We start from the raw sequence: 13,715 nt of genomic DNA, 5'->3' as shown, positions 1-13,715 counted from the left end.
ACGGGCCGTCAAACGAAAGAAGAGGTGAGACGCCGCATGCGGGCGCCGCGCCGGTTCGAAGCGCTAAAGGCGCTAGAGAGGCACGATGTTTTCGAACGCGAAAGCGAAGGGTTGCGCATCGCTGCCGCTGCCACCGCCTGTCATCACGATGTCGCCCGCGGCAATGCCGGCCAGGGGCAGCATCGTGTTGTCGCTCGACAGCACCGCTGAACTGAGCGCGCGTCCTTCCTCGATCTGCGAGGCCACGCCGATCCACAGCGCCGGCGTGAAGCGGAACACGGCCTTCTGCGCCGGCGCCACCGCCTGCTTGGCGGCGATCAGCTTGCCGGCGTTGAAGGCGTTGACGTTGACCGCGCCGCGCGGCATCCGGTTGACGACCTGGATTTCCGGACCGCCGTCCGCGCCGCTCGCCGGTGCCGGTTCGCCGGTGAGCCGGGCGCGGCCGGTCGGATGAACCCCGATGACGAACCGTCCGCCGTGCTGCGCACTCATGCGCGGCGAGAAGTTGCCGTGCTCGTCGCCGAGCGCGATCTCGATGTCGGTCGAATAGACGAACGGATGAATGCAATCCCGGCCGCAGAAGCGGATCACCTTCCATGCGATCGCGAGCTCGTCGAAATCGGGAATCACGTTGCGCTGGAACAGCACGATTTCGCTGTTGCCGCAGTCATTCGAGTGGTTGACGAAGCGAAGATTGACGTTCATTTCGCCGGCTCCGTGTCGTCGTCCGAGAGATGCTTCTCGACCCACTGCGTGATGGCGGGAGACACGCTGCCGGCAACCGACGACGTATGCAGCGTGAGCGCCCGGCTCTGCGCCTGCATGTCGTTCGCGAACCGGCCGAAGGCCATCGCGGCATCCGTGGCGTTGCGGCTGCGGGACAGGTCGTCGAGATACTGGGCAGCCGCATCGGTGAGCGCGCCGGTGTGCTGGACGTGACCTTGGGCGATGCGCGTCGCGAGGTCGGCATTGATCGCGGCCAGCTCCTTGATCGCGGCGGCGGCGCCCGGCAGCGCGAAACGGTCGCGCTGCTCGCGCCAGCCGGCGTCGAATGCCGATTGCGTGGCGCTTGTGTACTGCTGGGTGCTCTGCAGGGCGGTGCGGACGAAGGCGCGCCACGCGCGGACGTCCGTCGTGGCACCCGGCAGTCCCGCCGGATTGGCCGACTGTGCGACGAGCTTGCCGAATAACTGGAAGACAGCGAGATTGGCGTTTTCCCACTGCGTGATGAGGGTCGAGAGCATGACGGATCCTTGATCGGTTCGGTTCGGTTTCGGGTTCGATTAGCGACGAGCGATGACAATCACCGCATTCACTGACGTGCGCCGCCCAGGCGCTCGATCATCTTCATCACGGCGGCCATTTGCGGCGCCTCGCGGGTATTGAAGTTGGGATGGTCCGGGTCCGGACTCGTGTAGCCCCAGAAGTCCCAGCATCCGAGCGGATTGACGGCCGATTTCGCGGCCTGCGGGTAGAGCACGATCAGGCGGTTGGTGTCGGCGATCTCGTTGTAGCCGGCGCCACGCACGAATCGTTGGCCGACGGCATCCGCGTTCTGCACACAACCGTGAAACGCGACATGGACGGCGCACGCCGCATGCAGGCAATCGGCCGGCACATACACGTAGGCCACGTCGGCGAGCGACGCCCCTCGGTCAGGATCGAACTCGCGCTGATCGAAGCTCAGCAACTGGCCGCCTGGCTGCGTCGCGGGTGCATTCAACGGCGCATTGGGTCTCGCGTAGATCCAGCGCAGTATCTCGTGCGATTGCTCGAAGCCGCAGTTGTTGATGTACGGGCTTTGATTCGCGTCGCAGGGTGAGTCTTCCGGGCGGTTCGTGATCAGTGCATGGCCGGCGTCGGGATGGCGTTGGTACTCGATGCTGGTTCGCGGCACTTGAGCCAGCCCATAGAACCGCTCGGCCTGATCGACCACGCGGGTTGCGACGACGCTATCCTTCGCGCCGCTGAAGAGGTAGATGCGCTGCTCGCGAAGATTGGCCGGATCGTCGATCTGGCCGGCCTTCGCCGCGCGTTGCGCGGCACGCCATGCGCCTTCCGCAGATGGCGCGGCGCCTGCAGGCTGCATGCACAGCGTGACCGCCGCGACGGCCGGTGCGATAAAGGCCGACTCTCCCGCGCAATCGAACGCGCCGCCGGCCACGATGCCCGCGCCGATCAGACGGCTCGACCAGGCAACGTCGAACTGGGCCGCCATGAACGCGCCGGAGGACAGTCCGGAGACGGACGTATGTTTCAGATCGGCGCCGAGCGTGGGCAGCGGCGCGAGGTCCGCGGCGTGTGCGCACGAGACGGTCGCGGCGATCAGCACCACTGCACTGAACCGCGCGCGCAGAACATCGTGCCAGGATCTGCGTGGTTGCCTATCAAGTTCGGATAACGAATTGTTATGGGTAGCTGCCGGATTCATGCCATTGCTCCTGTTGAGGGTGTGCTCGATGAGTGTTCGGATCTACGTTTCAGGCATGCGTTGCTTGTGTTTCACTACCCTTGCAGAGTAGATGCGCGGCGCGTTCGCATGAATAGGGCGGAAGGCTGGTACGGCGACATAGGACGGATGGCCTGTGCCGTACTCGCCGCGCATTGTCAGGTTGTCAGCGCGCGCCGCCGGGCATGCACGGCACCAGCGGTATCGAGACGCTGCGGTCAACCGTGGTGATGGCAACAGGCCGGTTCGACGCCGTGTAGCGCAACCGGTGGATGCCGCGCGGCCCAAAACCACTGTCGATGTCGGCCAACAGGTCGCCGCCGTCAGGAATGCCGGCGAGACTGCGGCCGCTCATCATCGCGGGCCGGCGCTGCGGGTCGTCCCAGTTGGCGCTGTCCACGGATGCGTAGAAGCTGGGCAGCACGCCGAGCCGGTAAAGACTGTCGAGCGTTCGCGCAAGCCGCTCGCCGCAGCGCTCGCATAGCGCCGGCTGGTGCGCGATCTGCAAGGCCTGACTGATGCGCACAACTTCAGCCTCGCAGGTGAGCGCCGGCGTCGGCTGTTGGGCGTGCGAATCAGCGACGGAATATACGGCGATGGCGGCGGCTGCGATTGCGCAGACAACACGCCTGTTAAGCCCGCGACCCGGCCGGTCGTGATGGTTTGAAATCATCGGGAAGCCTCCTGTCAGGACACTAAGGACACTAGGAAAGAAACAGCTTGCGTTCGGCCTGGCGGCGGCGCGTCAGCCCCGCGAGCGGTTTGCCGCCCGCTTTGTTCCAGACGAGGAACTGGTCGGCGGCATGACTGCTTGCGCCCGCGTTCAGATAGCGCAGCAGCGTTGAAGAACGCAGCCGTCCCGCGCCGAGGTTGAAAACGAACGACATCAACGCATCGAATTGCTGCTGCGTGATCGCCACGCGTACCAGCTTGCGCAGCCCGAGTTCGGCGCTGCGCAAGTCGCGCCTCAGAAGCGCCAGCGCCTCGGACTCCGAGAGCGGGCGGTTGAAGCTTTCGTGCGGCAGAATCAGATGCCCGTAGCCGATCGTCGGTTTGCCGACGGCGTCGAGATAGCGGGCCAGGCGCAGCCCTTCGTACTGTTTGATCAGGTCGATACCTTGCGTGCCGGTGCACGTGGGTTGTTCAGGCATGGCTTTTCTCCTCGTCGTCGTGCCGTGCGCGCGGCACGAGCCGGTGGGTGTATTCGTCGATCACGCGCATGATCGCTTCGGGCGGGTCGAGCGCCGCAAACTGCATTTCGATGTCGATGTGCTGGCTGTCGCGCTGAGCCTGCTCGCCCTGGGCGTTCGGGCGTGCCGACGGCGGCGCGAGCGTCACGAAGAAACGGCCGCGTTGATCGCCGCCCGCCAACCCGCCTGCCGGCAGCGTTTCGGTAAAGTCGGCGCGCACCGTCAGATGCACGACCATCCTGTCGAGCGCCAGTCCGCGCGGCGTCGCCAGCGCGACCAGCGGCACCGGCATCGTGTGCTCCGCGTCGAGCGCGACCTCGACCGCGCGTGGCGTGAGCAGGCCGTCCTCGTTCTGGTCGAAGAACTGGTCGAGCACGGTGGTGTACTGAAGCGAGAGCAACTGGTTCGCGGCGGCTGCCGCGTGTTGCATGCCACGCGTAATGTCGTCGAGCGCGAGACCGCGTGGCGGTGGGGGTGGATCGCTCGCGCTCGACGGCGGCGCACCGCCGGACGGCGGAGCGCCGGGCGGCACGTTCCCGCCGGTGCCGTTCGCCATGTCGGCGTCGCCTGCCGCCGCTGAGGCGGGCGGGGCGGCTTGCGCGGCCACCGGCGGCTCGCGTGGGTCACGCGTGTCGTGCGCGGCGGCCGGTCTGCTATCGCTAGCGTCCTGCGTGGCCGTGCGCTGTGAGACGTCGTCGTGCGATACGCCTTCTGCCTGCCTGCCGTGTGAACCCGGCACGCCGCGGCGCCGCTTGAAGAAGTTGAACATGGTGTCCGTCCGCCGTCAGTGGCCGCTGTGCTTACTGATGGACAGGCTGCTGGCCGCTCGCCTGGGTGCCGGGTTGCGTGCTCGTTTGCGTGCCCGGTTGCGTCGTCTCGCCGACCAGCTTGCCGTCCGTCGGTGTGGCCGGCAGCGGCTTGACGTCTTTCGACTTGTCTTCGGTCACGACCGGTTTGGTGGCGGCGTCCGTCAGGAAGTCGATGACACGCATCAGCGCTTCGGGCGGCGGCTGCCGCTTGATCTGCGTGTGGATCGAATATTTCGCTCGCGTATCGGTGCTGCGCGTTTGCTCCGACTTGTGCGAGACACGTCCCGAGATGCTCACGCTGACCGGACCCCAGCCAAACTTCGCCTGGAATTCGCCGCTCGCATCGGTGGACTCCGACGACTTCTCCGACTGCGTGATTTCCATTTCGAAGTCGATCGTGCCTTCTTCGATGGCGATGATCGGATGAACGATCGCGGCCAGCAGCGGAATGCGCATGGTCTTCTGCACCACGCCTTTCGATACGCCGCTCTCGTCGACGAGTGTTTCGTCGTAGTCGAACTGCACGGCGACTGCCTTGCCGTTCTGAATGCATACCTGCATCAGAAAATCGGCATAACTTTTCGCCGCCTGGGTTTGCGCTGAAATCATTGCTTTCAATGGACCGGCAATCATTTGGTCCATTGGTAAGGCATTAATGACAGAGCCGATGAAATTGGCATCCATACAGACCTCCATGGTGAATTTGTGACAGTGCGAATACACTGTCTATATTCAAATTACATAATTCGTAGAAATCTGTGGAGAGGCCATCCGTCATGCATGACGGCAGGGGCGGGCGACATATTAATTCTGAAAGAAATGGAGTGCCTTTTGTATTAGAACGTTTTTCACGGATCGTCGGAACTAGTGCGCCATTTTCAAAAGAGCGGTAAAAGCGAGCCGAAGAGACGCAAATAACGTGAACCCGAGCGTCTCGCTACCGAGGGGATACGCTTAAATGAACGTTCTGATGATCGATAGTCCGCCGCTATTCGTGGCAGGGGTAGCCGATGTCTTATGGAGACGGGACAGCAGTTGCCAGGTGTGGTCGGCTCAGCGCCCCGAAGACATCTACCGCATCCGGGAAGGCCTGCCGCCAGGAACGGTCGGCGCGGTCACCCTTGAATGGGACGAGCGTGCCGCACGAATGGGCTGGCCGAAGGTGCTGCAGGACGCCCTGGGGACGGTGCCGTGGCTATTCGTAGTGCGCACGGTGTGTCGTCAGGCAATCGCCGATGCACTGATGGCAGGCGCCTCGGGCATCGTCGAGCGTCATGCGAGCGCGGACGAATTCGCCGATGCGCTCTGCCGCGTCGCCTCGGGCGCGATCTATGTTCCGCCCACTTATGGGCTTGGCGCCGAGCTGGGGCCGGCCCAGGCGCAGTCCGGCGATCGGGCATTCGAACGCCTGACGCCGCGGCAGCGCGAGGTGTTGCGTCTGCTGGCCGAGGGGAAGTCGAACAAGCAGATCTGCCGGGTGCTCAACGTCGCGGAGGGGACCATCAAGAATCACCTGTACGCACTTTTTCGGCAGATCGGCGTCAGCAATCGCACGGAGGCGGCGCTGTGGCTTGCGCGTCACGTGACGCCTGAAAATGTGCACGGTCAGACGCTCTTATGCGTCACGCATGGGTAAATGCCACGCTTACATTCGGCCCGGGGCAGGGGCCGCATGTAAGACCGGAAGACCGGAAGACCGGCTAGGCCGGCGCAACCTGATGTCCGGCGTCTTCACCGGCAAGGGTGTCGATGGCGTGCTGCATGGGCGCCGGACTTACGCTGACTTCGCCGGCGAACGGCCGGTCGACGGCCAGCACGAAAAAGAACGCGAGCCCGAGCGTCGTTGCCCAGATGGTCACGAGCCCAAGATGAAAGCGGGTCACGGGCAACACGTACAGCAGCACCAGCGAGAGCGCGCTCGCGATCAGCATGACACCCCACAACGTTACCGGCATGGCGACATCGAGCGCCTGCAGCCGATGCTCCCGAAGCTTGGTCATTTCATTCACGCGGGCGAGCACTTCGGTCAGCAGCGCCCGCTCGCGATCGTCCGACGGCACGATCCGGTTTGTCGTCGCGAACATCCGGTCGAACGCGGCCTGGGTCCCGGCATCCGCGCGGGCGTACTGCTGCATTTGCGGCCATTCGTCGTGAACGACATGCTCGATATAGACGATCAGCTCGCTCCTGGCGGTGAGTGCATCCGGCTTGCCGAACGACGCGAGATCGTGAGCGAGTTCGGTCGCACACGCGGCCTCGGACGAGACCGTGCCGGCCGCGGCGTCGTAGGTGCCCCAGACCGTGATGGCGGCGAAGGCGACCAGCAGTGAATTGATGGTGGTCACCGCGGACATCATCGCCACGGTCATGCCGCGCTGTTCGGCATCGAGTTGAACCGGGAAGCAGCGGCGAAACAGCAGATAGCCGCCCAGGGCGGCGGCGAGCGTCGCGCCGACGATCAGCGCACCCATCAGGGCGGCCGGCATGTTGTAGAGGAAGAGCATCGTGTCACTCCGGGTCGTTTGGAACGGGGGCAGCAGACAGCCGGACCGGCTCGCCTGCGAGCATCGCGCGAGTGAGATCCGCGAGGCGTTGGCGTACGGTGTCGCCGGCATCTGGACGATCGAGCGACTGCTGAAGTTCGAGCAGGCTCGCGGCGATCTCGCTCTGCCATTGCGTGCGTTCGCTCACGGCCTGGGCGCGGCGCGTTTGCTGTGCGGCGTCCGCGTCGGACGAGCGATCGCCGCGCACGAGTGTGTCGAGCGTGTCGACGAGTCTCTGCAGCAAGCGGTGTACGGCGGTTGCCGAGAAGCCGCCGAGCATCGAGAGGGCGGGCTTGCCGAAGCTGTGCATGCTGCCCTGATCGAAGAGGCGCGACGGCAGCATCTCGACGAGGATCAACCCGGCAATGAGCCCGAGAATCAGGCGCGCGCCGTAGGATGCGTCGTACTTCGGGTCGTACGTCGAGGCGGCGACGTAACGATGTGCCTGAAACAGCGTCGCGAACGATGCGCCGAGCCCCGCGCAAAAGAGCAGGAACAGCGCATTCCATAGCAACTGCGTGCCGTGTGAATCGAGGAAACCACGCTCGACGTTGTCGGCTGAGACGTCGGGAGAAAGCCCGGTTGCGATCACGGCGATCAGAAACGCAATCGCCGCGACCGTCAACAGCCTGATTAGCGGCACCGGGCCGAGCCACGCGAACGGGCGGCCGAGACGGTGGTGCGCATCGAGCAGCGTGACGGCTTGCGGTGTGGCCGGCGCGATGAGCGCGGCCAGTTTTCGGTGGATCGATGCAAGCGAATGCTGCGAGGTGGCGGCGTAACGAGGCGCGTCGCCGGCAGTGACCGGAGGCGGGTTGTCAGGCGCCGTGCCGTCGATCAGTGCGCTCAGCAGCGAGATGGTTTCCGGCGCGACCGGCAAGCCGTGATGCAACGCGTAGCGCGCCATCGCCTCGCATTCGTCGCGCAATTGCGCCAGCAGTGCACCGGGCGATGCGCCGTCAGGAAGGGCATTGCCTCGTGTGGCACGCAGCCGGAACCGGTTGGAAAAATGGTCGATGCCCATGTCAGCCCTCCGGTTCGTTGCGGTGGCCGATTGCTGAACGTGCGGCGCGGCACGCTCGGGTCAGGAAGCGTCGCAAAGTCATGATGAGTGTCCTGCTGTGGAAGAGTGCCGGCGTGCGTGGGGAACGATGTGGTCTCCCGATCAGGGCGGTTTGCCCGGACGCGATAGACGGCGATGCCACTTTGCTTGTCTCGCGCGCTGCGGACAATCCAGCAGAAGTCATGCATGAGGGGGTGACGAAGCGCCCGTGACGGGTGTTCGAGCGACGGCGGAAAAAAAAGCGGCCTTGCTGGTTTTCAGCAAGGCCGCTTTATATCGGCAAATCGTGATCAGTCAATTTGTCGATGAGAGTCGTCCAATCGATGCCGTGAAATACCGAACCGTCTGCGATATCAGTCGGGTGCCCGCTCCGGATGGCGAAGGCGCGAATGATTGCGACCGTAGCTCCCGTAGATGATGAGCCCGATCACGAGCCAGACGAAGAGCCGTACCCACGTGACGAGCGGCAGCCCGGCCATCAGCAGCAGGCAAAACAGAATCCCGAGGATCGGGATCACCGGCACGCCCGGCGCGCGGAACGGCCTGGAGGCGCCCGCGTCGCTGCGGCGCAGATAGATCACGGCGCCGCAGACGAGAATGAACGCGAACAGGGTGCCGATGCTAACCATTTCGCCCAATACATCGATCGGTGTGAACGCCGCCACGATCGCGACGATGGCGCCGATCATCGTCTGGCTCAGATGAGGCGTTTGCAGACGCGGATGGACGCGTGCGAACAGGTGCGGCAGCAGGCCGTCCTGTGACATCGTGAAGAAAATGCGGCTCTGGCCATACAGCAGCACGAGTATCACGGTCGTCAAGCCGGTTAGCGCACCGATCTTGATGAGCACCGAAAACCAGGTGACGCCGATCACGTCGACACCTTTCGCAATCGGATCCGGGACGTTGAGCTCCGCGTACGGAACCAGCCCGGTCAGCACGCCGGCGACCGCAATATAAAGCACCGTGCAGATGACCAGCGAGCCCAGAATGCCGATCGGCATGTCGATCTGCGGCTTGCGTGCCTCCTGGGCCGCGGTGGACACCGCATCGAAGCCAATGAAAGCGAAGAAGACGACGGCCGATCCGCGCAGAATGCCGCTCGCGCCGAAATTGCCGAATTGGCCCGTATTCTGCGGAATGAACGGATGCCAGTTGGCCGGATGCACGAAGAAGGCGCCGATGACGATGAAGGCCAGTACCACCGTCAATTTGATCGCCACCATGATGTTATTGAGTCGCGCCGACTCCTTGGTGCCGAGCACAAGCATGATGGTGAGCAAGGCGATAATGAAAATCGCCGGCAAATTGACGACGCCGGCCACCGTACTGCCGTCTGCGAGCGTCACCGTGGTGCCGGGCGCGGCCGCCATGGTGGGTGGAATGTTGATCCCGACATTGTGCAACAGGCTCACGATGTAGCCCGACCAGCCGACCGCAACGGTCGCTGCGCCCATCGCATACTCGAGGATCAGATCCCAGCCGATGATCCACGCGAACAATTCGCCGAGCGTGGCATAGGTGTAGGTATAGCTGCTGCCGCAGACCGGCAGCATGGCCGCCAGTTCGGAATAGCAGAGTCCGACAAAGGCGCAGGCAATCCCGCCGAGGACAAACGAAAGAATGATGCTCGGCCCCGCATAGTGCGCCGCGGCCGTGCCGGTCAGGACAAAGATGCCGGCGCCGATGATCGCGCCGATACCCATCGCCGTAATGCTGAGCGCACCCAGCGACTTCGACAGATGATGCTCACCGCCTTCCGCGCTTGCGACAATATCCGCGACGGATTTGCGCGCCATATAACTTGTGTCTGCCATGATGAGCCGTCCAGTTCGTATGTTGGTGAATCCGGAATCGAATCGATTCGTGACGCACTGCAATAAGCGACTGCTTTTAAGGCGACTGGCAATGTTGATATTGCGGTTGAGGAGGAAACTGACGAGTTCAGTCTAGTCCGGATTTAATCGGGTGGGTACTGGAGATCGGTGCTGCAGATGCAAAAACGGCCTTGCGGGTAAGCCGCAAGGCCGTCTTTCAACTCATTTCTGGAATCCTGATCAATCGATGCCGTGAAACACCGCATCGTCCGGACCGAGATACACCGGTGGGCGCCACGCGGCGTCGCGCATCGAATGCTGGACCAGTTTTTCTACGCCCAGCAGCACGGCGAAAATCGCCATCCGCACTGGAATGCCGTTATCGGTTTGCCGGAAAATCGCAAGACGCGAATCGTGATTCAGGTCGACGCTCAGATCGTTCGCACCCGGCCGGCTATCGCGTGGCAGCGGGTGCATGATCAGCGTGTCGGCGCCGCAGACGCTGTCCATCAGCGCCTGATTGATCTGGAAATCCGGTGTGTAGCCTTCGAACGATTCGTCGGTGAAGCGCTCTTTCTGGATGCGCGTGGCGTACACCACGTCGGCGCCGCGCAGCCCGGCGGGCAGATCGTGGGTTTGCTCGATCACGTGATCGTTGCGCGAAATCTGCTCGATGATATAGCTCGGCATTTCGAGCATGGGCGGCGAGATGAGCGTGAACTTGATGCCGCGATACAGCGCCAGCAGCTTGACCAGCGAATGCACCGTGCGGCCATATTTCAGGTCGCCGACGAGCGCAATATGCGCACCGTCGACGATCTTGCCGAGCCGCGAGAACTCGCGCTGGATCGTGTACAGATCGAGCAGCGCCTGGCTCGGATGCTCGCCCGGACCGTCGCCGCCGTTGATCACCGGCACGTTGGTGGCGCGCGCGAATTCGGCCACCGAGCCTTGCTCCGGATGGCGGATCACCAGCGCATCCACATAGCCGCTCATCACGCGGCTGGTGTCGTAGATCGATTCGCCCTTGGCCATCGACGAAAACGTGAAGCCGGTGGTGTCGCACACCGAACCGCCCAGCCGGCAGAATGCCGCGCCGAAGCTCACGCGGGTCCGCGTGCTCGCTTCGAAAAACAGGTTGCCGAGGACCGCGCCTTCGAGCACGCGGGAGATTTTCCGGCGCCGCGCGATCGGCTGCATGATGTCGGCGACGCGAAACAGCGCCTCGACCGAGTCGCGCGAAAACTGATCGACCGACAGCAACTGCGGCTTGCCCTCGAACAGCATCTGGCTCGCCAGCGACTGTGAGTCTACGCTTTGCGTATAGTTTTCACCCGGTTCACCATGCACCACGATTTCCGACACGAAACGCTCCACGATCTCCGGCATGGCCCGCGATTCCTGCGAATCGTCCGGCAGGAGCCATGTGTCGAGCGCGCGGCGCGACACGCCGATACGGCTCGCGAACGTTTCGCGGGTCATGTTCATGCGACGCATCGCGTCGCGCAGGAAAGCTTGTTGTGGGACGCTCATGCGGGCACCTGTCGGGAAAGGGCTGCGTACCGGCTATGTACGCGGTGCGTATATTAGTTTCCCTGTCGCAGAAGTCAAGCAATTTTGCGAGTTTGGCCAATCCGTGGGCCGGCCCGCTTTGCCAACTCGGGCCGGACGCGGTTACACTGCGTTTCATGCATCCCGGCCAAACGCTCCGACTCCGTCCGTCAACCATCGCCCGTCTCGCTTTTGCGAGCGTCGTGGTCGCACGCGCGGGTTTCCCGAGCGTTAGCGCCAAAGCCAAAAAACAGCCGCTCATCTGACCGGAGCTGCTGTTCCGTCAGATGTTGCGACGGAACAGCCGGTCAACGCCCTCTGCGGCATTCCCTGTTTTTCCTCCCTCGCACCGCTGATCGGAATCGATACGGTCGTCATCGAGGTAAAGACATGTCTATTTTTTCGGGTATCTGGGTTCCGCTCATCACGCCGTTCGCCGATGGCGAGGTGGATCATGCCGCGCTGCGCGCGCTAGTGCGCCGCTATGCCGACGCGGGCATCGCCGGGCTGGTTGCCCTCGGCACGACTGGCGAGCCGGCCGCGCTCGACGAAGCCGAGCAGGACGCCGTGCTCGCGACGATTCTCGACGAAGCGCAAGCGCACGCTGCCGCCCGCGGCGTGGACGCGCCAGCACCAGCACCAGCACCAGCGCTGCCCGTGCTGGTCGGCGTGTCGGGCAATCACACGGCGAGCATGAAGGAGCGCATCGAACAACTGAACGCACTGCCGATCGCCGGTGTGCTGATGGCTGCGCCGTACTACATCCGGCCTTCGCAAGCGGGCATCGTCGGGCATTTCATGACGCTTGCCGATGCGAGCGACAAGCCGGTGGTGCTGTACGACATTCCCTATCGAACCGGCGTGCGGCTCGAACTCGACACGCTGCTGACGCTCGCCGCGCATCCGCGGATTCAGGCGGTGAAGGATTGCGCCGGTTCGCTCGACACCACGCTCGCGCTGATTCGCGATGGACGCCTGCAGGTGCTCACCGGCGAGGACATCAATATCTTCAACACCTTGTGTCTGGGTGGGAGCGGGGCGATCGCGGCTTCGGCGCATCTGCGGCCGGAACGGTTCGTCGCGCTGTATCGTGCGCTGTCAGCCGGCCGGCTTGACGAAGGACGGCGTATTTTTCACGAACTCGCGCCGTTGATCCAGGCGCTCTTCGCCGAACCGAATCCGGCGCCGGTGAAGGCTCTCCTCGCCGCACAAGGTCTGATACGCGACGAGTTGCGCATGCCGATGACGCGTGCGGGCGATGCGCTGGTCGCGCGGCTCAGAGCACTGGAAGGGCTTGATCGGATCGAGTCGCACGCGGCGGCATAGGGGGCCTGCGTGCGGATTCGCTTGCGGCTATCTGTACTTGAGATGATGGCTCGTGATGCCAGGCTAAGCGGCCGCGCGCCGCGTCAAACCGGCCCCGGCAGCGTCTGGCGTTGCGTGGACGTGTCGTGGCCGAGCACGTCGCCGCGCGGCGTTCGCGATTCGTGCAATCCACGCATTTCCCGTGACTCGGCGAGACGCTCCAGCGCACCGCGGTCGAGCGTGGCGAGCATGTCGCGTTCGACGATCAGATGATGCAGGGCCAGCACGATCAGGCCGATGGTCAGCAGCAGATCGCCTGCAAACACGACGGCATACAGTGCCGAGGTGGTGCGAGGATTGCCGTACAGCAGCGTCATGTTGGAGCGGTCGAGCAACACCAGGACGAGCGGCACGATGGCATTGAGCGTCGCAATACCGCTGCCCACCGCCACCAGCATACGTGCAGCCCCAAGTTGCGGGCGGCGGCGTCGGTACACCTCATACAGTGTCGCCGCGCGGCACGGCGCGAAAAACAGCGCCAGCAAAGTGGCGCGGACCGCCAGCGGCGCATTCCATGCCAGCACGCCTGCATACAGCACGCAGAACACGGCAGTGACGACGAGACCGGCGCGCCACGGCGCCGATGCGCCGAACAGATCACGCGTGCCCGTCCAGATCAGAATGCGGCTTTGCAAAGCCAGCGTCGCGGTAGCCAGCAACAGCAAATCGCTGGGCCAGATCTTGTGCAACGCGAAGCATGCCGTGGCAGTGGCAAGCAGATAAAAGCCGACGGCCCAGAAACGGAAGGCGCTCACCTGCGCGAACATGCGCGAAAGCGCTGTCGTGATGAGGGCGCTGCACAGAAACGTGATCAGCCACACCGTCTGGAACGTCGCTACGTCAATTTTCATGAAGTCTCCTGCAACCAATCTGTTTGTTCCTGCTTATAGGTAAAACGAGGCGACGCAGCGGGCGCGCCATGAGAGGC

14 protein-coding genes are annotated in these 13,715 nt (G+C 63.7%); 2 read left to right on the top strand and 12 right to left on the bottom strand.

Annotated features, from left to right (window positions below):
- Window positions 1-72 precede the first annotated feature (72 nt).
- The 7 genes from R8871_RS09550 to R8871_RS09520 form a co-directional block, all read right to left on the bottom strand.
- Entirely contained in the window at window positions 73-705 is a 633-nt protein-coding gene (locus R8871_RS09550) for a hypothetical protein (RefSeq protein WP_175050210.1), read from the bottom strand.
- Window positions 702-1,244, bottom strand: coding sequence for a hypothetical protein (locus R8871_RS09545; protein WP_175050209.1), 543 nt, complete (start codon window positions 1,242-1,244; stop codon window positions 702-704). The genes R8871_RS09550 and R8871_RS09545 overlap by 4 nt, the downstream gene beginning before the upstream one ends.
- Before the next feature lie 68 nt (window positions 1,245-1,312).
- Window positions 1,313-2,431 carry an extracellular catalytic domain type 2 short-chain-length polyhydroxyalkanoate depolymerase gene (locus R8871_RS09540; protein ID WP_175050208.1) on the bottom strand — a complete coding sequence of 373 codons (1,119 nt, stop codon included), beginning with the start codon at window positions 2,429-2,431 and terminating at the stop codon, window positions 1,313-1,315.
- Window positions 2,432-2,615: 184 nt separating this feature from the next.
- Window positions 2,616-3,122 (bottom strand): hypothetical protein, encoded by a 507-nt coding sequence (locus R8871_RS09535; protein WP_175050207.1) that lies wholly within the window; start codon window positions 3,120-3,122, stop codon window positions 2,616-2,618.
- 31 nt (window positions 3,123-3,153) lie between these two features.
- Window positions 3,154-3,600: a lysozyme gene (locus R8871_RS09530; RefSeq protein ID WP_175050206.1), complete on the bottom strand. Its 447-nt coding sequence runs from the start codon at window positions 3,598-3,600 to the stop codon at window positions 3,154-3,156.
- Window positions 3,593-4,408 (bottom strand): DUF2589 domain-containing protein, encoded by an 816-nt coding sequence (locus R8871_RS09525; RefSeq protein ID WP_246287507.1) that lies wholly within the window; start codon window positions 4,406-4,408, stop codon window positions 3,593-3,595. Before R8871_RS09525 ends, R8871_RS09530 begins: the two co-directional genes overlap by 8 nt.
- A 31-nt stretch (window positions 4,409-4,439) precedes the next feature.
- The gene (locus R8871_RS09520; protein ID WP_322789511.1) at window positions 4,440-5,132 is read right to left on the bottom strand and encodes a DUF2589 domain-containing protein; all 693 of its coding nucleotides are present in this window, start codon (window positions 5,130-5,132) and stop codon (window positions 4,440-4,442) included.
- 274 nt (window positions 5,133-5,406) lie between these two features.
- On the opposite strand from R8871_RS09520, the gene R8871_RS09515 reads away from it, so the two are divergent.
- Entirely contained in the window at window positions 5,407-6,084 is a 678-nt protein-coding gene (locus R8871_RS09515) for a helix-turn-helix transcriptional regulator (RefSeq protein WP_175050205.1), read from the top strand.
- A gap of 64 nt (window positions 6,085-6,148) precedes the next feature.
- On the opposite strand, the gene R8871_RS09510 is transcribed toward R8871_RS09515, so the two are convergent.
- The 4 genes from R8871_RS09510 to R8871_RS09495 form a co-directional block, all read right to left on the bottom strand.
- Entirely contained in the window at window positions 6,149-6,952 is an 804-nt protein-coding gene (locus tag R8871_RS09510; RefSeq protein WP_175050204.1) for a bestrophin-like domain, read from the bottom strand.
- 4 nt (window positions 6,953-6,956) lie between these two features.
- Window positions 6,957-8,015 carry a hypothetical protein gene (locus R8871_RS09505; protein ID WP_246287505.1) on the bottom strand — a complete coding sequence of 353 codons (1,059 nt, stop codon included), beginning with the start codon at window positions 8,013-8,015 and terminating at the stop codon, window positions 6,957-6,959.
- Window positions 8,016-8,407: 392 nt separating this feature from the next.
- Entirely contained in the window at window positions 8,408-9,871 is a 1,464-nt protein-coding gene (locus R8871_RS09500) for an amino acid permease (protein ID WP_175050203.1), read from the bottom strand.
- Between the two features lie 240 nt (window positions 9,872-10,111).
- The gene (locus R8871_RS09495) at window positions 10,112-11,404 is read right to left on the bottom strand and encodes an aspartate carbamoyltransferase (protein ID WP_175050202.1); all 1,293 of its coding nucleotides are present in this window, start codon (window positions 11,402-11,404) and stop codon (window positions 10,112-10,114) included.
- 408 nt (window positions 11,405-11,812) lie between these two features.
- Between R8871_RS09495 and dapA the strand changes: the two genes are divergently transcribed.
- Window positions 11,813-12,748 (top strand): 4-hydroxy-tetrahydrodipicolinate synthase, encoded by a 936-nt coding sequence (gene dapA, locus R8871_RS09490; RefSeq protein WP_175050201.1) that lies wholly within the window; start codon window positions 11,813-11,815, stop codon window positions 12,746-12,748.
- Between the two features lie 83 nt (window positions 12,749-12,831).
- On the opposite strand, the gene R8871_RS09485 is transcribed toward dapA, so the two are convergent.
- Window positions 12,832-13,638, bottom strand: coding sequence for a hypothetical protein (locus R8871_RS09485; RefSeq protein ID WP_175050200.1), 807 nt, complete (start codon window positions 13,636-13,638; stop codon window positions 12,832-12,834).
- Window positions 13,639-13,715: the final 77 nt, after the last annotated feature.

The sequence above is a fragment of the Paraburkholderia sediminicola genome (assembly GCF_902859805.1).
In the GTDB taxonomy this organism is placed as follows: Bacteria; Pseudomonadota; Gammaproteobacteria; order Burkholderiales; family Burkholderiaceae; genus Paraburkholderia; species Paraburkholderia sediminicola.
This window is presented reverse-complemented; position numbering and strand designations above follow the sequence as displayed.